Source organism: Bacillota bacterium (genome assembly GCA_013178305.1).
GTDB lineage: Bacteria > Bacillota > Sulfobacillia > JABLXB01 > JABLXB01 > JABLXB01.
Map to the genome: position 1 here is coordinate 372,723 of JABLXB010000001.1, position 21,125 is coordinate 393,847.

Annotated in this window: 18 protein-coding genes; 17 read left to right on the plus strand and 1 reads right to left on the minus strand. The window is 61.2% G+C overall.

All coding sequences use genetic code 11. The annotated features are described in order from the left end of the window. Window positions 1-6: 6 nt before the first annotated feature. Window positions 7-564 carry an adenine phosphoribosyltransferase gene (locus tag HPY55_01810; protein NPV69365.1) on the minus strand — a complete coding sequence of 186 codons (558 nt, stop codon included), beginning with the start codon at window positions 562-564 and terminating at the stop codon, window positions 7-9. Between the two features lie 254 nt (window positions 565-818). Here HPY55_01810 and HPY55_01815 point away from each other — a divergent pair, with 254 nt between their 5' ends. The 17 genes from HPY55_01815 to HPY55_01895 all read left to right on the plus strand — a co-directional run bounded on the left by HPY55_01815 (window position 819) and on the right by HPY55_01895 (window position 20,942). Further along, on the plus strand, window positions 819-1,859 hold the full coding sequence (locus HPY55_01815) for a cobalamin-binding protein (GenBank protein ID NPV69366.1): 1,041 nt from the start codon (window positions 819-821) through the stop codon (window positions 1,857-1,859). A 218-nt stretch (window positions 1,860-2,077) separates the two neighbouring features. Next, window positions 2,078-3,139 (plus strand): NCS2 family permease, encoded by a 1,062-nt coding sequence (locus tag HPY55_01820; protein NPV69367.1) that lies wholly within the window; start codon window positions 2,078-2,080, stop codon window positions 3,137-3,139. Window positions 3,140-3,249: 110 nt separating this feature from the next. Next, a complete protein-coding gene (locus HPY55_01825) occupies window positions 3,250-4,782 on the plus strand; it encodes an amino acid permease (protein ID NPV69368.1) in 1,533 nt (510 codons plus the stop codon). 109 nt (window positions 4,783-4,891) lie between these two features. Next, the gene (locus HPY55_01830) at window positions 4,892-6,409 is read left to right on the plus strand and encodes a PLP-dependent aminotransferase family protein (protein NPV69369.1); all 1,518 of its coding nucleotides are present in this window, start codon (window positions 4,892-4,894) and stop codon (window positions 6,407-6,409) included. A gap of 59 nt (window positions 6,410-6,468) precedes the next feature. After that, window positions 6,469-7,236 (plus strand): AzlC family ABC transporter permease, encoded by a 768-nt coding sequence (locus tag HPY55_01835; GenBank protein ID NPV69370.1) that lies wholly within the window; start codon window positions 6,469-6,471, stop codon window positions 7,234-7,236. Next, complete coding sequence (locus HPY55_01840; protein NPV69371.1) at window positions 7,187-7,501, plus strand: AzlD domain-containing protein; 315 nt, start codon at window positions 7,187-7,189, stop codon at window positions 7,499-7,501. The genes HPY55_01835 and HPY55_01840 overlap by 50 nt, the downstream gene beginning before the upstream one ends. A 210-nt stretch (window positions 7,502-7,711) precedes the next feature. Continuing rightward, window positions 7,712-8,482 carry a C26 family cysteine hydrolase domain-containing family gene (locus HPY55_01845; GenBank protein NPV69372.1) on the plus strand — a complete coding sequence of 257 codons (771 nt, stop codon included), beginning with the start codon at window positions 7,712-7,714 and terminating at the stop codon, window positions 8,480-8,482. Window positions 8,483-8,549: 67 nt separating this feature from the next. Next, window positions 8,550-9,917 carry a TRAP transporter large permease subunit gene (locus HPY55_01850; GenBank protein NPV69373.1) on the plus strand — a complete coding sequence of 456 codons (1,368 nt, stop codon included), beginning with the start codon at window positions 8,550-8,552 and terminating at the stop codon, window positions 9,915-9,917. Window positions 9,918-9,929: 12 nt separating this feature from the next. After that, window positions 9,930-10,181: a hypothetical protein gene (locus HPY55_01855; protein NPV69374.1), complete on the plus strand. Its 252-nt coding sequence runs from the start codon at window positions 9,930-9,932 to the stop codon at window positions 10,179-10,181. A 25-nt stretch (window positions 10,182-10,206) separates the two neighbouring features. Next, window positions 10,207-11,250, plus strand: coding sequence for a DUF4392 domain-containing protein (locus HPY55_01860; protein NPV69375.1), 1,044 nt, complete (start codon window positions 10,207-10,209; stop codon window positions 11,248-11,250). A gap of 59 nt (window positions 11,251-11,309) precedes the next feature. Then, window positions 11,310-12,293 (plus strand): TAXI family TRAP transporter solute-binding subunit, encoded by a 984-nt coding sequence (locus HPY55_01865; GenBank protein NPV69376.1) that lies wholly within the window; start codon window positions 11,310-11,312, stop codon window positions 12,291-12,293. Window positions 12,294-12,372: 79 nt separating this feature from the next. Further along, entirely contained in the window at window positions 12,373-14,262 is a 1,890-nt protein-coding gene (locus tag HPY55_01870; GenBank protein NPV69377.1) for a TRAP transporter fused permease subunit, read from the plus strand. Between the two features lie 99 nt (window positions 14,263-14,361). Further along, window positions 14,362-15,546: a hypothetical protein gene (locus HPY55_01875; GenBank protein ID NPV69378.1), complete on the plus strand. Its 1,185-nt coding sequence runs from the start codon at window positions 14,362-14,364 to the stop codon at window positions 15,544-15,546. A 47-nt stretch (window positions 15,547-15,593) separates the two neighbouring features. Beyond that, a complete protein-coding gene (locus HPY55_01880; protein NPV69379.1) occupies window positions 15,594-19,256 on the plus strand; it encodes a hypothetical protein in 3,663 nt (1,220 codons plus the stop codon). Next, the gene (locus HPY55_01885) at window positions 19,249-19,560 is read left to right on the plus strand and encodes a hypothetical protein (GenBank protein ID NPV69380.1); all 312 of its coding nucleotides are present in this window, start codon (window positions 19,249-19,251) and stop codon (window positions 19,558-19,560) included. Before HPY55_01880 ends, HPY55_01885 begins: the two co-directional genes overlap by 8 nt. Continuing rightward, on the plus strand, window positions 19,560-20,204 hold the full coding sequence (locus HPY55_01890; protein ID NPV69381.1) for an ATP-binding cassette domain-containing protein: 645 nt from the start codon (window positions 19,560-19,562) through the stop codon (window positions 20,202-20,204). The genes HPY55_01885 and HPY55_01890 overlap by 1 nt, the downstream gene beginning before the upstream one ends. A 15-nt stretch (window positions 20,205-20,219) precedes the next feature. Then, window positions 20,220-20,942, plus strand: a complete 723-nt coding sequence (locus HPY55_01895) for a gamma-glutamyl-gamma-aminobutyrate hydrolase family protein (GenBank protein ID NPV69382.1) — start codon at window positions 20,220-20,222, stop codon at window positions 20,940-20,942. Window positions 20,943-21,125: the final 183 nt, after the last annotated feature.

The following is a 21,125-nucleotide window of genomic DNA, read 5'->3' on the forward strand; positions in this document are numbered from 1 at the left end:
CGCCGGCTACCTCGAGAACACGGGTAGCGGTTCCAGGTAGATGAGATCCTCCTGGTAGAAGTCGCCCTCCTTGAGTACGGCCGCGCGGCAGACTATCTGTCCACCGGCCTGCCTGATAAGATGCTCCACAGCGTAGATGGTGCCTCCGGTCGATACAACATCGTCCACGACCACGATCCTCCGTCCCTTGACCCTCTCGACGTCGACACCATCCAGCACGAGCTTCTGGGTGCCTTTCGTGGTGATGGACTCCACGTCCACTACCAGCGGGTTCTGCATGTACGCCTTTATGCTCTTGCGGCAGACGATGTACCTCTTGTGTCCGAGGATCGTCGCCAGCGATTGCAGGAGCGGGACCACCTTGGCCTCGGGCCCAAGCATCAGGTCGAAGTCGACCGCACAGAGTCTCGCGGCGAGGCCGCCGGCGCAGACGTTGATCAGCTGCGCGTCCCCCATCATCACGAACGACGCTATCCACAGGTTCTCGGCCACGCGGATTACAGGGAGCCTGCGCTTCAGACCGCATACCTGAATGTCGTAGTACTGCTGACCCGTGTATTGCATCGACTGTCCCCCTTGACGGCGCGGCGGTGGCAAGGTCGTCCGGCGTAGTCGCCACCCCGGCCTGCGTACGGTTTTGTCCCGCCATCTTCTTCGTTGACGGGGGTTGTTTTCCTTTTCGGAGCGGTTTGCCGCCGGCAGGGTCTATTGTGTAGAATGTCTGTGTCACGCAACGGTGGACAGGGCCTCAGCAGCGCCCTGATAGGGCCTCAGCAGGGCGGATGATACCGCCCGCTGGCCGAGAGGGGAGTCAACACATGCGTTCGAGCGTAAATGTCATCGCACCCACGAGGAGACCTCGAAACGTCCGGCGAGGTACCCACCTCCTCACCACAGCCCTCATCATCGCAACACTCATCGCGGGATGCGGCGGCGCCGCGTCCAAATCACAGCAGTCTGCGCCCTCGCAGGAGCCATCGCAGGGGTCTTCGCAGGCGCCGTCGAAAGACGCGCAGTTGCCGCAGGAGCCTGCGCCCGCGCCCGAGTACCCGCTCTCGTTCGTGGACGGCCTCAAGAGGCCGGTTACGCTCCAGGCCAGGCCCTCGCGCATAGTCTCCGTGATCCCGGCGGGGACGGAGATACTGTTCGCCCTCGGGGCCGGCGACAGGGTTGTCGGGGTCAGCACGTACTGCAACTATCCCGAGCAGGCAAAACAGAAAGAGAAAGCCGGCGGCTATTCGAACCCCAGCGTTGAAAAGGTCGTCAGTCTCAAGCCCGACCTCGTGCTCGGCGACTTCGTGCACGGCGAGTTCGCCACCCACCTGGGCAAGCTGGGCATCCCGGTGATGCTCCTCAACTCCCAGAGCGTGGCGGAGGCGCTCGACTCCATCAAGATGTTGGGGCGGGCCATCGGGTCCAGGGATGCCGCCGAGTCGCTGTGCGCCGCGATGGGGTCGCGAGTCGACGAGGTTCAGAAGAAGGTGGGTTCTGTCCCCGCCTCCCAGCGGCTCAAGGTATTCCACGAACTCTGGCACGAGCCGCTTATGACGTCGGGCCCCGGGACCATAATGGACGACCTCATCAGGCTGGCGGGCGGGATCAACGTCGCGGCAGACGCCAAGACCCAGTACCCCGAGTACAGCCTCGAGATGCTGGTGGCCAAGAACCCGGACGTGATCGTGTACACGTACCACTACGACCAGCGCCAGCTCAAGCGGAAGGGCTGGGACAACCTGCGAGCGGTGAAACAGGGCAGGGTGTACGTCTTGACTGACGACCTCGTTTCGAGGCCGGGGCCCAGGATCGTGGACGGGCTCGAGGAACTCGCCCGGAAGCTCTATCCCGACGCGTTCAAGTAGCGAGCGCGGGGAGCGTGCGAGCGAGCGCGGGCGCACCCAGCGTGGGCCGCGCGGATGGCAGCGCGGGCGGCGACCTGACCGTCGCCGCGTTAAGTCAGAATCTGCCATCTAGCAGGAAGAATCTCGCCCGCGGTGAATACCACGGCATCCGCTGGAGTCACAGGACCCCGCACGGTTGAGGCATTGAGAATGCACGGACTACAACAACGGAGGGAGAGATGGTTTTGGCCGACGTACTTGCCGCAATCGCCGTAGTCATCAACGGTTTGCCGCAGGGCCTGCTCGCGCTGTCTTACGGATTCGCCGCCTTCCCCACCGCGCTGGGATTCGCGATCGGTGTGGCGGGCGCGTTGCTGTTCGGCTCCGTGGCCCCGATATCGTTCCAGGCGGAGTCGATCGTGCTGGCCGGGACGATCGGCCGCGACCGGTACGAAAGGTGCACTATTGTCGTTATTACCGGTATCGCGATGGCCGTCGTCGGGGCGCTGGGCCTCCTCCAGCCGACGATCGCGTTCATCGGGCCCGCCATCGAGAACGGCATGATGGCCGGCGTCGGGATAATCCTGGCGACCGTCGCGGTCAACATGGTGAAAAGCAACTCTAAAGTGGGTATCGTCTCTGTTGCTGTCGCGCTCCTCGTCTATGCTTTCAAGAAGGACCTGGTGTGGACCATCGTCTCGAGCGTGGTGGCGAGCACGATACTCTGGCTGGCTGTGAAGCCGAAGACTGACGACGCCGGGACGGGCGCCTACACCGATATCGAGGTAATGCGGCCCATCCAGCTCAAGTTTACCCCGCAGGTCATCCGCGGTGCGCTCGCGATGATATGCCTGCAGATAGGCGGCAACATAGCGTATGCCGGCATTACAGGCAAGATCGCCGGCAAAGGGGTCAACGTCGACCACGTAACGCTATATTCGGGCCTGGCCGACGCCGCCAGCGCGTTCTTCGGTGGCGGACCCGTCGAGGCGATCATCAGTGGTACCGGTGCGGCCCCGCGGCCACTCATTGCCGGAGTCATGATGATGGCGATAATGGCGGCCATCCTGCTGCTCAAGCTCCTGCCCACTATCGGTAAACACGTCCCCAGCGAGTCGATCGCGGGCTTCCTGTTCGTGCTTGGCGCCATCGTAGCGTTCCCGATCAACGTCAAGGCGGCGATAGGCGCCGACCCGATCACCGGCGGTGTGACGACGGTCGTCACCGCCGCTACCGACCCGTTCATCGGCCTGGTCGCCGGCGTCATCGTCCGCGCGCTGATGGCCGCGGCCGGGAGCTAGGCGGCGGCCTGGCGGAACTGTAGTCTCCATCGCGGGCGCCGGTCAAGCGGCGCCCGTTCTTCGCTAGGCCGCCGCGGCCACGCGTCGCCCCGGCAGCCGGTGTGGCTGTATTGCCCCGTTCCGCCCTCGACATACTGAGCACTGTGAAGGACGCTCTCAAGCGCGGTCTGGGTTCGAGGCACCTCTCGATGATATCGATAGGCGGCGTGATCGGGGTGGGTATGTTCCTCGGCAGCGGCGCCACCGTCAGGCTGGGCGGGCCCGGCGTCGTGCTGTCGTACCTCCTGGGCGGCGTTATAATGATGATGGTCATGCTGGCGCTGGGGGAGATGTCGGTCGCCTACCCCGTACCAGGGTCGTTCCGCGTCTACGCCTCCCAGTACCTTAGCCCGTTCGTAGGGTACGTCACAGGCTGGCTGTACTGGGTGTCCTGGGTTGGCATAATGGCCGCCGAGATCGTCGCCGCCACGGTTTACATGGAGTACTGGTTTCCCGGCGCCCCGAACTGGATATTCGGAGCCCTGTTCGCGGTCCTGATGACCGTGATCAACCTGGTCTCCGTGAGGTCGTTCGGCGAATTCGAATTCTGGTTCTCGCTCGTTAAAGTGATCGCCATCGTGGCGTTCATCGTCGTAGGCACGGCGGCGATAACCGGCGCCGGCGCGCGGTTCGGCGTGCCCGCCATCGGCCTTGCCAATTACACCGGGCAGGGCGGCTTCTTCCCAAACGGCGTGCGGGGCGTAGCGCTGGCGATGGTCATGGTCATGCTCGCCTATGGTGGCACCGAGGTCATCGGCGTCGCCGCCGCCGAGACGAAGAACCCCGAAGTCAACGTCCCGCTGGCGATTCGCGGCGTCGTCGTGCGGACGCTCGTGCTGTACGTGGGGTCCATTGCGGTCCTGGTGGGGGTGATACCGTGGACCCGCGCCGGCCTCACGGAAAGCCCGTTCGTGTCGGTATTCGGCCTGGTGGGCATACGAAAGGCCGCGACGCTCATGAACCTCGTCGTCATCAGCGCCGCCCTCTCGTCCATGAACAGCGGGCTATACACGAGCTCGCGCATGCTACACTCGCTCGCGTCCCAGGGAATGGCTCCCGTGCTGTTCTCCCAGGTCAGCACGAGTACCGGCGTACCATACTGGGCTGTGCTGGCCAGTACAGCCTCCCTGTACCTCGGGGTACTGGCATATTACGTCTCGCCCCACGGCGCCTTCCTGTTCGTGGCCGGCATCTCGGCTTTCGGCTTTTTCTTCTCCTGGCTCGTAATCACACTCACCCACCTACGGTTCAGGCCCGCGGTCGCGGCGGCCGAGCCCTGGAGGCTGAAGTTCAAGGCCCCCGGTTTTCCCCACACTTCGATCATCACGTCCATCCTGCTGGTAGTCGTGACTTCGGCGCTGTGGCTCATTCCCGAGCAGCGTATGGGCCTGTATGCGGGACTCGTGCTGCTGGCGTTCATAAGCCTGGCATACGCACTCGGGTTCTTGCTGGAGCGCCGGAGGCCCGGCCCGGCGCTCGAACCAGGCCCCATGTCCAGACCCGCGGAGGCTCTGCGACTGGCCTCCTACTTCGGCTTCGAACAGGCGACGGACGAGCCGGAGGAAAGACCAGGCGACGGCGAGAGCGGGACATCATCCCGGTAATCCCAACTTGGTTGGCCTCTGAAACGGTCCAATTGGCTGTTGCACGGCCCCCCACATCCGGTATACTGGCATTTGGGTGATCCCAATCATCTATTGGGTGGCAGAGGACATGCGCATCACGATAGACCGTGACATCTCAACGCCGGTCTACCGGCAGATCGCGGACCAGATTCGCGACCTGATCCTTTCCGGTGAGTTCGGCCCGGGCCGGCGCCTACCCGCGGAGCGGAAGCTCGCGGAGTCACTCGGCGTAAACCGGAGCACGATCATCAACGCATACGGCGAGCTCCAGGCCTCGGGGCTTGTCGAGTCCCGTTTCGGTCGCGGTACGACTGTTCTGGCTGCACCTCTCGGCAGCCCCCCGGCGGGAGACAGGCAGGCGGCGCCGCTTCCGTGGCGCCAGTTCTTCGGCGAGACTGCGGGAAGGACGCGGGAACCCCTCCTCCGGGACCTCATGGAATTGGCCGGTCGGGAGGACATCATCTCTTTCGCCGCAGGCATACCCGCGCCCGAGACGTACCCTCTCGATGCTTTTCGCGAGATACAGGACCAGGTGCTAAGGGACCACGGCCGTGCGGCGCTCCAGCACAGCCCCACCGAGGGCCATCTTCCCCTCAGGGAGACCATTTGCCAGATCATGCACGCGCGAGGGGTCAACTGCTCGCCGGACGAGATACTCGTGCTCTCCGGCTCCCAGCAAGGACTCGACCTGGCAGCACGCGTTTTCGTAGATCAGGGTGACGTGGTGCTGGTCGAAGAACCATCTTTCTTCTGCGCCGTTCAGGTTTTCCAGACCTCGGGAGCAAGGGTCATCGGTGTGCCGCTGGACGAAGGTGGGGTACGCCTCGACGTGCTTGAGACGCTGCTCTCCCGCTACCAACCGAAGTTCGTCTACACGCTGCCAACGTTTCAGAACCCGTCCGGGGTGACGATGAGCCTGGAAAGGCGGCTCGCCCTGCTTGAACTCGCTTATCGCTACCAGGTTCCGGTCCTCGAAGACGACCCGTATGGGGAGCTTCGTTATGAAGGCAAATTCGTCCCTGCGTTGAAGGCTCTCGACCGCAACGGCTACGTGATTTACCTCAGTACATTCTCAAAGGTCTTGTTCCCGGGCCTGCGTGTGGGCTGGATGGTCGCTCCACGGCCGGTTGCGCGGCAATTCGCGCTGGCGAGGCAGCTCGTGGACCTGCACTCGAACACGCTGGCCCAGTGGCTAATCGATGGGTTCTTCCGCCGCGGCCTGTTTGACGTTCACATCGCCGGCGTGCGGCGGGAGAACGAGCGCCGCCGCAATACCATGCAGCTGGCCCTCGGGCGCAAGGCGCCGCCGGGGTTCCGGTTCAACCGGCCGGAAGGAGGACTGTACCTGTGGTGTACACTACCCAGCGGCATGAACGGTTCCAGACTCCTGGCCCACGCCACGGAACACGGGGTCACGTTTGTCCCGGGTGAGCCCTTCTACGCCGGGGGACAGGGGCAGGACCACATCAGGCTGAACTACAGCTACCTCCCGCCAGACCGCATCGAGGAGGGCGTGGCAAGACTGGTCACCGTCATACGGGAGTCGACGAGCCATGGCCGGGAAATGCCGGCAGGAGTGGTGCCCGGGATGATGCCCATCGTGTGACGATCGGCCGGATCTCTGTTGACGCTGGAGCGACTACTACCGTTTCAGAGGGGATTTCCGTGATCGAAGACAGGCAAATGCTTTCGGAATCGTTTCGCTGGGACGACTTCACCCTCGCGCTGAGGCAGGCGCTCCCACTCACTGTGAGCATATTCGGGTACGGTCTGGTGTTCGGAGTCCTCGCCCGGCAGAGCGGTCTCACCACGTGGGAAGTCCTGCTGATGTCGACGGCTGTCATCGCCGGCTCATCTCAGTTCGTTGCGGTCGGCATGATCTCGGCGGGAGCCGCCGCCGGGCAGATCGTGCTCGCGACCCTCCTCCTGAACATGCGCCACCTTCTCATGGGCGCCTCCCTCGCGCCGTACCTACGAGGGGTCAGGACCTGGAAACTGGCGGCCCTGGCGCACCTGTTGAACGACGAGTCATACGCCCTGATAATCGATCGCTTCCAGAAACACGGCGGAAGCGTGGCGTATTTCCTGGGGGCCGGGCTGGGCACGGTCTCCGGGTGGATTCTCAGTTCCGCTCTTGCGGGCGCCCTTGGAAACCTCGCCGGCAGCACCCAGAAGTTCGGCCTCGACTTCGCGTTCGCCGGCACGTTCATCGGCCTCCTGGTGCCCCAGATCAAGAACAGAGAAACGTGGATCTCGTTCGGAGTCGCAGCCATTGTCTCCCTGGCGTCGGTTCAGCTGATCCCAGGAAAGTGGTATATGGTGATCGCCGCCGTCGCGGCAGCGGTCGCAGGAGTGGTGGTGGAATCACTTGCGAGCGGAAGTCGTGCTAGTCATACTGGGCATGGCCCTGGTCACTTATCTGACGAGGGTTAGCCTCCTGGTCCTGGTCGGGCGGGTCTCGCTGCCCGCACCCCTGATGGCGGCGCTCAGGTACATCCCGATAGGCATAATTACTGCGCTCGTCGTCCCAGCCATACTGGTAGTCGGCGGGAAGATCGACGTTTCCCCCGCGAACCTCTACATCCCGGCGGCCCTGGCCTCAGCCCTGATAGCCGCGAAGTGGAAAAACATACTCCTCGCCATGTGCGGCGGCGTCGCGGTCGTAGTCATAATGAGGCTGGCTCTTTCGCCCGCCTGAGGACCGCACAGCAGGCCGCCGTTGCGCTGGCCGCAGGCAGGACTCGGCCCGAATGTGGGGCGGTATGGAAGTAGACGTCACACAGCTAGAAGGAATATCCTCGTCCCCGTCGAATAACGTGCCTACCAATAGGGCCGTCTTTGCAGACGGCCGCAGTTGAAGGCCAAGTGGTCCTAACCAGTTATACTAACCTGGCAGGAGGGCTTCACCGTGAGGCCTTTAGTAGCGGTAACGTCGTCAGCGCTTACCTCAAGCCCCCAGGTCCCCAACAGGATCTCCTGCTACGTCGACAGCGTCTACACAGACGCGCTGGTTTCTTGCGGCCTCCAGCCCGTGATTCTGCCGGCCACGTCCCCCTGCAGCCCGGACAACTCCGAAGACCCCGTCAGGCTAATGTGTGCTTTCTCCGGTCTTCTGGTGACGGGGGGACCGACACTGCCGTCCACAACACCGCTGGATTCGCCCATCCTGCCCCTGAGAGAGCAGGACCCGGCTCGATGGGAGCACGACACAACTGTCATCAGAGCCGCGCTCGCGTCGGGAATCCCGGTTCTGGCGGTCTGCCGCGGGATGCAGGTGCTTAACGAGGTCCTTGGTGGGACTACTCACCTTAACCTGGTGCTCGACGGTGTCACGAGCCTTGATCACAACCAGGGAACCCTCCCGGAATCCGCGCCGTATCACAGGGTCAACGTGGTAGGTAGTTCCCTGCTTGCGCGACTCACGGGCACCAGCACTCTCGAGGTCAACAGCTTCCACCGGCAAGGGGTAAAGGCCCCCGGAAAAAGCTTGACCGTTTCGGCGGTCTCGGCCGATGGCGTGGTCGAGGCTATCGAGATGGAGGCCGGTTTCTGCCTCGGTGTACAGTTCCACGCCGAACGAATGCCCGGCAGCGCCCCCATGAGGGCAATCATGGCGGGTTTCGCCTCGGCGTGCCGTGCTCGACGGAAAGCCTTGTCCAGGGAGGGATGCCGCTCGTAAACCGTTTTCCGGGTATAGCCGCGAATCGTAGACAGTAGACAGGGAGGAGGTTTGAGGAATGCAGTATATCGGCCCGTTCCCGCTGCAGGTCTTTTACCTGTTTGAGGTCCTTCTGGTCGTCCTACTGTTCCTTGTCCTGTACAAACGCCCGGTATATGAAGCAATGGCTCTCGCCTACCTCGCAACCATCATGATGACCGGAAGGTACGACCTGTTCTGGAAGTATCTCACGTACTCGTCGACCAGCACTCTGTTCTATGCCATCGTAGCGTTCCTGTTAGTCGCACACATCTTCGGCGAGACCAAGGTCGTGGAGAAAATCATCAATTTCATCCTGGCGTCGGTTGGGCGATTCCGGGGCGGCGCCGGGTATGTATCGCTTCTGGCGAGTACATTCATGGCAGCCCTATCCGGTACCGGACCCGGCAATGTGGCGGCAACCGGCGTGTTCACCATCCCCGCGATGATTGAGACCGGCTTCTCGAGAGCTCTGGCCGCGACAGTCGAGATGAGCTGCTCCACCCTGGGCAACATCATCCCGCCGTCAGGCATAGTGATTCTGTCATGGGGCCTGCTAGACAAGCTGTCCCCCGGCGCGATCAGCTCTTCGCAGTTCGTGATAGCCGCCTACGGAATAGGCCTCTGGTTCGTGATACAGCGCTGGCTGACGCTGCTCGTGATGTGCAAGTACTACAACGTCAAGCCGGTCCCGGCCGAGGCAAGGCCCTCGCTAAACGACTCCTGGAACAAGGGCAAATGGGCGCTCATCCTGCCGTTGCTCATATTCATCCCGCTGTTCCTCGACGCAAAGTTCCCCGGGTTTCTGACAGCGCGGCTCGGGAAAGAAGGCGTGAAGGCGTTCTCCACGTGTGTGCTCCTGTTCACGCCCGGGATGGCCGGCGCATATGCCCTCTGGATAGCCCGCAGGGATATCCCTGAGAAGATGAATCTGAACGGTCTGGTGGGGATGTTCCGCCGCAGCGTCATGCAGACAGTTCCGGTTGCCGCGACAATCTACCTGGCGTACGGTCTTTCGATGGTGTTCAGGGAGATCGAGATGGAAAAAGCCGTCCAGCAGTGGTTCCTCGGGATGGGCCTGAACGCGTCGTCTATGATAATCGTCGCCCCCGTATTCTTCATGCTCCTCGGGATGGTATTACCGGGCTCCTCACAGATCGCGCTCCTGGGCTCGGCAATGATAGCAACCTTCGCATCGATGGGCGGGAACCCGGTGCTGTTCGCTTCCATGCTGCCGGCCATGACGGGAGCGATGGAAGGAATGACCCCGCCCCTTGCGCTCTGCATGTACGCCGCGATGGGCATAGCCAAGTCGGGCTTCGTGGAGACGACCAAGATAACGCTGGTGTGGGTGGCGCTGCACCTCCTGGTATCGATAATCCTGCTTACGGGCGTACTGCCCATCTTCGGACTATAGGGGGTGAGAACGGTGAAGGCGATATCCGATTCCTTGAACGTGTGCTACGGCTTGCTCGCTCTCTTCACCCTGGGCGTCGGGGCGGCGGCCTTCTTCATGTTCCTGGCGGGCCTAGTCATCGGTGGGGCGACCGCCACAAGCCTGGCCGTGACCGCCCGCGACTGGATGATGTTCGCAATCAAGACCGCGTCGCTGGCTACATTGTTCGGGCTTGTTGACATCTACCTGAAGGGGTCTCACTCCCTGACGATAGACCAAAATTGAGCGTCCTCGTGCGGAGGTGTTGGGTTTGGACCGCAATGGTCTCCTGGATCTCGCAGCACAGAGAATAGACAGCCTGATAAGTATCGATGTCCCGTCACGGAACGTGATTCACGTACTATACCCACTTGCCCGGGAGAAGACGGGAAAACCCCTTTGTATGGCCGCCGCACAACTCCTGATGAAGAGTGTAACGAGGGGCGGGGTTGTCCTGATCGCGACTGGCTGGCCCGACCGGCCCCATATATCGCCCTCGATAGCCGAAACGGACGGTCCGCCCGGGGCCGCCGCACTTGCGAGGGCTCTGCACAGGGGCCTTGGGGCGGTACCTATCGCGGTAGTTGAGGAAAACCTGGTCGAAGCGATGGAAGCAGTGATGCGCGCAGCAGGTTTTCGGGTAGTAACGCCCCAACAGGCAGTCGAAGCCGCAGTTTCATCCGCGCCCATCCATGCGGCCAGCGTCGTTGGGTTTCCGACTGACGCCGAGGACGCGAAGCACAATGCACAGTACCTGTTCGACCGACTCTCACCGCAGGCGGTAGTGACGATCGAAAAAGGCGGCATGAATGAAAAAAGCAGAATTCACACGAGTCGCGGGGCCGATACGAGCACGCACATGTCCAAGGCCGATTACCTGGTCCTCGAGGCTCAAGGCCGCGGCGTCAAGACAGTGGGTATCGGAGACGGAGGAAACGAAATCGGGATGGGGGTGATAAGGGAAGGAATAGTCAGGCTTATCCGTTTCGGCGATCGCTGCAATTGCGGGTGCGGCGGCGGCATTGCTCCCAGTACCGTTACTGATGTGCTGGTTGCCGCCGCCATCTCCAATTGGGGAGCCTACGGCGTTGCGGCGTGCCTGGCGATCTTGCTCCAGGATGCCGATGTGTTTCACAACCACGTTGTCGAAGGGCGTATGTTGGACGAAGCGTGCCGAGCGTCGCTGATTGACGGTATCACGGGCTATTGCGAACCAAGCGCCGATGGCCTACAGGCCCCGGTACACCAGGCATTCGTGACGCTAATGCTTGAGACTGTCAGGCAGGTAATCCGCTCGCTAGATGCAATCGGCTGACCCACAGTTGAATTCGTACCATAGAACGACAAGAGCACAGCCTGGAAGGGGGTAGTGAAGTGAATGCTCGGAAGAACACGATGGTAGCCGCCGCCCTTGTAATGGTCCTGCTCCTCGCATTATCGGGTTGCGGCCAGAAACCCACTCAGGGGAAAAAGGTCGACAAGATCCTAATGCAGGCATCGAGTATGGGCGGTATAGGCTATGGTTATTCACTGGGGCTGTCAAAAGTCGCCGCCAAGGTTACACCCGACGTCAGCTTCACTGTTGAGGCGACTGCAGGTTATATAGAGAACGCCAAGCGATTGTCGCAGGATGTCGGGCACATTGGTGTGATTAGCCAGGACGACGGTTATGCCGTCTTTAAGAAACAGGGGGATTTCGCCAGCGCAAAGGCCAGACTGCTAACAATGTTCCCTGTTCACACCCTCGACTGGCACATCATTGTGCCTGGTGACGGGCCTGTCAAGACAATCTGGGATTTGAAGGGCAGGAAGGTGTCCGTACAACCTAAGGGCAGTTTCAACGAACGGTTGTCCTCGAACATACTCGCCGCCCTTGATATCGAGTGCAACAAGGTGTACCTGACCCACTCGGAAGCCGCGGAGCAGATGGCGTCAAAATCGCTCGACGCCCACATCGCGTCGGGGTCGTCCCCCGCTTTCGCGGAGCTTGCCGTCCGCATGCCGCTGAAGGTCATTTCTCTGTCGCCCGACGACATATCCAAAATCCGGCAGAAGCTCCCGTATTTGAACGAGACCGATTTCAAGGCGGAGGCTTACTACAAGGGGACGGGCACCGTCAAGAGCGTGAACGTTTGGGCCATCGTGGCCTGCAGAGAAGACCTCCCCGAAGACCTGGTCTACAAGCTTGTAAAGGGTGTTTACGAGAACAAGGACCTGATGGTCGAGGGGCACCCCAGCGCGAAGTTGATGGATCCCGCCCAGGTAACGAAACTGACAGTCCCGCTCCATCCCGGTGCGTACAAGTTCTTCACCGAGAAAGGCATCGCGGTTCCAGACAGCCTGAAGCCGCCCAAGTAGTCGTCGGCCCGAACACGGCTGATCGTGGCGTGAGAGAGAAGGCGCGCCTACAGCGTCGCGCACGGAGGGGAGACTCACAATGGCCGAATCCGGCACCACAGGGAACGCACCAACAAGGGGTCTAGTAGTCGGGGCAATAGCGATCGCGACATCCGTATTCCACCTGTATTCGATGGTTACTCCGGTGCCACTCAACCCGTACACTCAGCGTGCTGTACACCTCCTGTGCGTCTTAACGCTGTGCCTGGTGTTGAACCCCCTCCGCGACAGGCGGGCGCGCCTTCTTGACTATGTGGCCATAGGCGTTGTACTGATTTCGTGCGGCTATATTCTCCTCGAGTACCCAAGAATTCAGGAGCAGGCCGGCCTGCCGTACGGACTGCAGCCATTGGTATCCGCTCTGCTGGTCATTGTAATACTCGACGCCACCCGCAGAGTCGCAGGGTACGCCCTGCCTATCCTCGCCGTCCTGTCCCTGCTGTATGCGTATTTCGGCGACTTCATCCCCGGTGCATGGGGGCATACGGGGTTCTCGCTCGAGAGGATTCTGGGCTACCTCTACCTGACCCTGGACGGAATATGGGGAGTCCCCGTCGCGGTGTCTTCCACTGTCATCATGGCGTTCACGATCTTCGGGGCATTTCTCAAACAAGCCGGCGTTGAGAGGGCTTTTACCAACCTGTCATTCGCCGCCGCAGGCCGCCTGGTTTCCGGGCCAGCCCAGGTGTCGGTCATAAGCAGCGCGCTGTTCGGCACGGTTAGCGGCAGCGCCGTGGCAAACGTCGTCGCCACGGGTTCATTCACGATACCGCTCATGAAGAGTAGAGGATTCCCGGATTACTTCGCCGGAGCCGTCGAGGCGGCCGCGTCCACGGGCGGGCAGATCATGCCCCCGATCATGGGGGCGGGCGCGTTCATCATGGCGGAGACGCTCGAGATGCCGTATCTCAAGATATGTATCGCAGCCGTGATCCCTGCAGTGCTCTACTTCCTGTGTTGCGGATTGAGCGTTCATTTCGAGGCGCTGCGATTGGGCTTCAGGGCGCCCCGGCAGGATGAGGCCGGCGAGCACCCCACGCTGCTCAGGGTTATTATTCGGGACGGTTACATGTTCCTGCCCTTGCTTGTTATGCTTTATGTCATTTCGCGCGGGGTTTCGCCGATGAAAGCGGCCCTCTATGGAGCCGTCTCCGCGGCGGTACTGAGTATCGTGAACCGGAGAGCCAAGAACGATCTATTTAACCTGAAGGGAATGGTTGAGGCTCTCAAAGACGCTGCAACCGGAGTTGTTGAGGTGGCAACAGCCTGTGCGTGCGCCGGCGTAGTCCTGGGCGTAATATCGATGACGGGCCTCGGCGTTAAACTCACGAGCCTCCTCATAGCGGCGTCCGGCGGCCGTGTCTGGCCGGCGCTACTGATGGCTATGCTGGCGGCTATCATACTCGGCATGGGCCTTCCGACCGCGGTCGCATACGTTGTCGCGGCAGCGGCGACCGCGCCGGCTCTCATCCAGTTCGGGATCCATCCCCTGGCCGTCCACATGTTCATATTCTACTTCTCGATTCTCGGCACGATCACCCCCCCTGTGTGTCTTTCGGTCTATGCGGCTGCGGGCCTCTCGGGAGCCAACTGGCTCAAGGTCGCGTGGACTGCGATAAGGTTGGCCTTACCGGGCTTTATCGTGCCGTTCTTCGCAGTTGCCGATAACTCCCTGCTCATGGTAGGTTCTCCCGGCGCCATACTCCGGACATCCTTGACGGCGGCGCTGGGCGTCTTACTCCTGGCGTCGGGCTCGATGGGCTGGCTCAGGGGCCGTCTCTCCGTCGTCGAGCGCTTCCTGATGGTTGTGGCGGGAATCGCGCTGCTCGACCCCGCCCGAATCACCGACCTGCTCGGGCTGGGGCTCATGGTTATCGTCTACCTCCGGCAGCGTTACCTTGCTCAACGATCGGCAAGGCAAGCCACCTAGAGAGTAGTGGCACTGCCGTAAGATAGGATCACGCCCTGTACAGGTAATAACACGTTATGATATGGCACTGACGAGAACGGTAAACGGGAGGGCGAGAGATTGGGATCACAGACTAAGGTAGTCGTCTGCGGCGGCGGCAACGCCGCCCACGTACTCGTGCCTGCCATAAAGGAAGCAGGCGGGACGTGGGTGGCGGTTCTGGCTACGTTCGGCGATGAGTCGCAGAGAATCGCCAATGGAGTTGCGCAAGGGGGCATCATAGCCGCCTACCGAGACCATCATTACAGGGGGGTTCCCGATCTCGTTACCTCGTCTCCATCCGAGGCGATTCCTTCTGCCGACGTGGTTATCGTCTCGGTTCCCGCGTTTGCGCACGCGCAGGTGGTTGAGTCGATTGCGCCCTATCTTAAGTGCGGTGCGTTCCTGGGGGCAATGCCGTCCAGAAGTGGTTTTGAATTCTACGCCACCAATAAGCACCTCCGCGACAGGGATATAACGCTCTTCGGCTTTCAGACTCTCCCGTGGGCCTGTAGGGTGGCGGATTACGGCAGGCTCGTAAACGTCCTCGGCCGGAAGAACATCGTAAGCATGGGGGCATTCCCCACGTCCAAGACGGCCGGGGTTGCCCAGGTGCTCGCATCTATTACCGGGCTCAGGATACGACCCGCCAACTCCATGCTTTCAATAAGCCTGGGAAACGTCGGCCAAATAATTCACCCGGGTATTATGTACGGTTTCTTCCACGGAAGGGAGGACCTTGATTACGACAGCGACTCTGTCCCTCTATTCTACCAGAGTGTGAACCGCGAGACCTCCATGATTCTCGACCTTATGAGCCGGGAGATCCTGGCCGTGGCCCGCTTGATTGAGCAGAAGCACGGCGTCAACTTGGGCGATGTTATCGGCTTGAAGCAATGGCTCCTGGACTCCTACGGGGATCAGATCCGCGACAAGACCGACATACAAACGTGTTTCGCTACAAACAGCGCATACGAGGGCATTAAAGCTCCGGTAATAGGCGAGGGCAACAAGTTCAGGCCCGATTTCAAATCGAGATACCTAACGGAAGATGTCCCGTACGGACTGGTCGTGACAAGAGGTGTTGCCGCCATTTGTGGAATCGAGACACCGGTTATCGACAGGGTAATAGACACCTGCTCGCATTGGATGGGAGTCCAGTACCTCATCGGCGGGAAGCCTTGCGGGCGGGACGTATCCGGAACCAGGCATCCCGTTGTCTACGGCATACGGGACATCGATCGCCTAATCGCGACTAGCGTTTGACGCTTGACATAATCTTACGGACGAACAAGGGATAGGGGGAGAAAACGATGGCAAAGAAACGCAGGGTCCTGGCGGCATCGATCGGCGAATGCGTACACTCGCTCGGGGTCGAGACGTTCGCCGAGTGGCTCGAGGACCAGGACCTCGGGTACGTGTCGGTCAAGCTGGGGCCGGCGGTGCCCATAGACGACCTCATAAACAAGATCCGTGAATCCCAGCCCGAGGTGGTAGCGCTCTCGTACCGCCTCGGTGACCTTCACGTCGATAAGATGCTGAAGGAGTTCATGGACAAGACGTACCAGTACGGTATCGACCCGAAGACCAGCCCTATCAGGTATTGCTTCGGAGGCCTGAGGACGGCGGCGAACCTGGCGCGCGCGCTTACCGGCCACGCGATCTTGCCCGACAAGTTCTCGAGGCCCGAGGACAGGCATTACGACCTCGAGGCCCTGGCGCGGGAATTCAAGGGCTACTCGAAATACGATGGCTTCTTCGAGATGGTCGCAGACGATTACATCACGATGGAGCAGCTGATTGAATTCGCCCAGCGTAAGACTCAAAAGAGCAAAGATAAGAGGGTCGAGTGGTCCGACGACCTCCTCGAGAGGATCCGGCAGGTGCGCGAGCGCGAGAACAGGCCGGTAATCAGGGCGCACATCGGGATCGCGGCGGAGTCGATCGAGCCAACGGTCGAGGACATCAAGAAGATATGCGACGCCGAGGCGATCGAGATCGTCTCCCTCGCCCCCGACCAGCCATCGCAGACGTTCCTCGCCAAGTTCATCCGCGGCGAGGAGGACCCGGCCAAGTACCTGAAGGGCCAGGGCGGTGTCCCGATCCGTAGCAAGGAAGACCTGAAGGCGCTCAAGGACGCGTCGCTCCGCGGGAACTTCCCGATGACGCGCATCTACTCCGGCACGGACGAACTCCTCGAGCTCGCGAAGGTATTCGAGGAAGCGTTCCACATGCCGTTCCCCGCGGTGCCGATATTCTACTACAACCAGCTGGACGGCCGCGGCCCGCTGCCGATTCGAGAGGGCATTGACGAGCATTTCGAGGTCATGAAATGGTGGGCGTCGATCGGCAAACCGCTGGAGATAAACGACCCGCACCAGTGGCAGCTCCGCAATTGCTCGGACGACATGTACGTCACCGACCACATCGTGGCGGGGATCGTCGCGCTCAAATGCGGTATCAAGACGTACGTGATGCAGCTGATGTTCGACCTGCCCCCGCAGATCGCGCCGATCTACGACCTCGCGAAAATGCGCGCGTCATACGAGCTCATGGAACCGCTCACGAGGTACTTCGAGTTCAAGATCGTGCGCGAGACCAGGGGCGGCCTATCGAGCTTCCCGCCGAACCTGGACATGGCCAAGGGGCACCTGGCGACGACGACGTACTGGCAGATGTTCATGGAACCGGACATCGTCCACGTGGTGAGCTACCCCGAGGCGCACCACGAGGCGAGGGCCGAGGACATCATCGAGAGCTGCGACATCGTCAAGCAGGTGTTCAAGAACTTCTACAAGCCCGGGCAGCCCGATATCTGGTCCGACCCGAGACTCCAGGCGCGAAAGGCGGATCTAAAGAAGGGCGCGATGTACAACATGCTGCACCTCGCGCTCATGGCGGGCTACGAGGGCAAGGTGACGGTAAAGAACTACCTCGAGTGGGCGAAAGAGCCGTCCGAGGACGCCGAAAAGAACTTCGAGGCGATGCTCCTCGACATAATTGACGAGCAGAATTACCCGACGAAGGACGCCGCGCTGATCGGCGCCGACAACCTCGATCTGGCGCTGCAGACGGGCCTGTTCCAGGCACCACAGATCACCGTTGTCGACAAGCGTTACGAAATGGCGGGCAAGTGCAGGACCAAGACCACAGGCGGCATGTGTAGGATCGACGAATTCGACGGGATCAAGGTGCGCGACGAGATCCACAGGGTAGACCTCGTGAGGCAGAAATACCCGTGGTACTTCAACAAGAGCATAAGCATGGCGGACGACAAGTCGTACATCACCGAACTCGAGGAGAAGATCGAGGACTCCACGGTGAGGGAATTCCGCCGGCAAATCGGCGTATCCGACGTGACAGACAAGAACGTCCTCGCGGTGGACTTCGGCAGCACGTTCACGAAGATCGCCACGTTCAACACTTCGTCGGACGAGGTAAAGCTGCTGTACGTCCCTACGACGGTCGACGATATCCGCATCGGCCTCGCCAACGGGCTCGGGTGCCTCGAGGCTTGCCAGAAGGCGGGCAACTGGGAACCCCTGCGCGAGGCGATGTTCAAGTTCGACATACGGCTCCCCTGCTCGAGCGCGAAGGGCGGCCTCAAAATGGTGACGGTGTCGCTCTGCAAGGAGGAGAGTGGCTTCGCAGCCGAGCTCGCGGCGCTGACGGCCGGCGCGAAGCTCCTGAACACCTACGAAGGCCGCCTTACAGACGAGCAGGTCCGCGCGATCTACGAGGTCGACCAGCCGGAGATCATCCTGATCGCGGGAGGCGTCAACGAGGGCGGCGAGGCCGACATCCCGCTGCACAACGCGCGGATGCTGGCAGCCAACGCACGGCTGGCGACGTACGCGAAGTACGGGGTCCCCGTGATCTATGCCGGGAACCAGGATATCGCGAGCGACGTGGAGGGGATATTCAAGGAATACGGCGTGGACGTCCGCGTGACGGGCAACGTCATGCCCGAAGTCAACATGTTCAACATCGAGACCGTGAACGAGGCGATCCGCGACCTGTTCCAGACGATAATCATCCGCGGCAAGGGTTTCGACGTCGTCGAGGAATACATGAGCGCGAGGTTCCTGCCCACCCCGCGCGCGGCATTCCTCGGCATCAACCTCCTGGCGAAGGGTTACGGGAGCGAGTCCGGCATCGGAAACATAGTGTCGCTGGATGTCGGCGGCTGCACGACGGACTTCTTCGCCAACGTGAAGTCGAACCCACTGTATGCTTACCCGTGGGAAGACGAGAAGAAGCGGGTCAAGCGGACGATCCTGAAGACTCCCAACGCCCCGCTCGCGTACAGGCGGGTCGAGGGCAAGTACGGGATGAGCTACAACGCCGAGAACCTGATGGAGATTGAGAGGTTCAAGTCGGGCGCCATGCAGAAGGACCTCGAAGAGTTCTTCAACGAGAAGTTCCCGTCGTTCGCCCCGGGCAAGGGCGCCTTCCCGCAGTTCCTGTCGCGGGTGGATGGGCGGCCCGACGGGCGGTGGCGTTTCGACCTCGGCCGGTACCTCGCGTGGGTGCACGCGAACCCGCACGCGCTGTCCGAGTGCCGCGAGGAAGATGGTGTCAGGGCGTTCCTGACCAGGGAAATCATGAAGGTGGCCACCGGCAGGAACGTTGGGTACGTGAAGGAGACCGACACCTACTTCCTCCAGTACGGGGTGAACTTCTTCACCGAGGAGTGCACGCTGCTGCTGATCGGCGGCCCGATATACCACAAGTGCCAGTCGGGCGCGGACTACAACTTCGACGACCTGCGACTGATCGCCCAAGGAGCGCTGTTCGCCCCCGACGAATACACGGTGCTGAGACCCGATGGCAAGGTCCTGATGGACGCCTCATACCTGGTTTCCACGGTCGGTGGCCTGTACGGCAGGGTGGACCCGGAAGGCGCGCTGAGGATATTGAAGAAGAACCTGAAGCATCTCGACATGACGGCGCGCCAGCAGGCATGTGGTGTGTGACGTCGGGGCGGGCCATGCGGCCCGCGGATGGTGTGGTGTCGGATCCGATGCACCCGTATACAAGGGCACTCACGGCTCCATTCCGGTCATCGGCGTACGGAAGCGACTGAAGACGATAGAGGGGATCGTACCGGATCCCGTGAGCGTGAATGACGAATGCCCCTTCGCCGCGCGATGCGACGAAAAACGCGGTGATTGCTACAGATCAACTGGATGTGTCGAGATACGGCCCGGCCACCACGTCTGGTGCGGCGCACTGACTGGGCACCGGCTGTCCGAGACCGGCGCCAGGAGGGACATCTGATGCCGCTAGTTGAAGTGATGGGGTTGAGTAAACACTTCGAAGTACGCCAGTCACCGATATCGCGCTTGCTCGGGGCAAAGCGGCGGGTCATCCGCGCAGTAGATGGGGTCGACTTCTCCGTCAACGAGGGCGAGACTCTGGGCCTGGTGGGCGAATCGGGATGCGGCAAGTCAACCGTGACGCGGTGCGTCGTCGGACTCACGCGACCTACCGCCGGCAAGGTCACCTTCTCCGGCCTGGACGTCTCGACAATTCGCGGCGACGACCTGCGGAAGTTCAGGCGGTCGGCGCAGATAGTGTTCCAGAACCCCTACGCATCGCTCAACCCAAGGAAGACGGTGTCCCAGATACTCGGACAGGCGCTTGTACAGGGCGGTTTGACGAACCGCGCCGAACGGGAGGCGGAAATCGTACGTCTCATCGAGAGTGGGATTGCAATTGCCAGAGCCCTCGCCGTCCATCCGCGGTTTCTTGTGTGTGACGAGCCGGTATCCGCTCTGGACGTGTCGGTCCAGGCTCAGATCCTCAATCTCTTGATGAATCTGCAGGCTGACTATCATCTCACGGAGCGATGCACCAGGGAAGAGCCGTCCCTCACTGTATCTTCTTCTGGACACAGCGTTGCATGCCACTCATATGAGTGATCGGGGGTGCGAGGAGTGACACCAGTCATAGGCGCCACGTGCGCCTGGAGCGTGGAGACATGGAAGCACGAAGAGAAGGAAGCAGGATACATGTACGCCGGCTCAGCCTACTCCTGGGCCATCCACAGGGCGGGAGCGATGCCGTTGATGGTACCCGTTCCACCCCCTGATGCTGACCTTACGTCTGCCGCGGAGTGTGTCCTTGCGCGGGTAGACGGACTCCTCCTGACGGGAGGAGGGGGTGCAAAGATTCGAGAAGGTAGCGGGTTGCCGCCGTTAGCAGCTCAGCAGCCGCGACGATACAGATTCGAGAACATTCTGATCAACCGTGCTGCCGTCATGGGCATCCCAATCATGGGTATCTGCCGCGGTCACCAGATGATAGCCGAGGTCCTAGGCGGAAGCACTCGCATTTTGGTCCCGCCCCACGCACACTTGCAGGAGAAACCTTCGTGGGAACCGCAGCACGTCATCACAGTGGAATCCGGCTCACTTTTGAGTCGTGTATGCGGAAATGACCCCTGGGAAGTCACCAGTTTCCACCGGCAAGCGGTAGGAGTTGTGCCGCCCGGGTTCAGGGTCAGCGCCTTCTCCAAGGACGGTGTCATCGAGGCAATCGAGGCGTTGGGCGAGACGTTCATCGTGGGGTTGCAGTTTCACCCCGAGTATCGCTGGGAATTAGACGAACGGTCGAGGATCTTGTTCAAGGCTTTCGTGACGCAGTGTCGCCGCGAGTGAAGTGAAGCCTCTTCTATCCCGAACAGTGAGAGAGACCGACACCTACTTTCTCCAGTACGGGGTGAACTTCTTCACCGAGGAGTGCACGCTGCTGTTGATCGGCGGCCCGATATACCACAAGTGCCAGTCGGGCGCGAACTACAACTTCGACGACGGGCGGGCCGCTGTGGCTTGCCTTCTGTT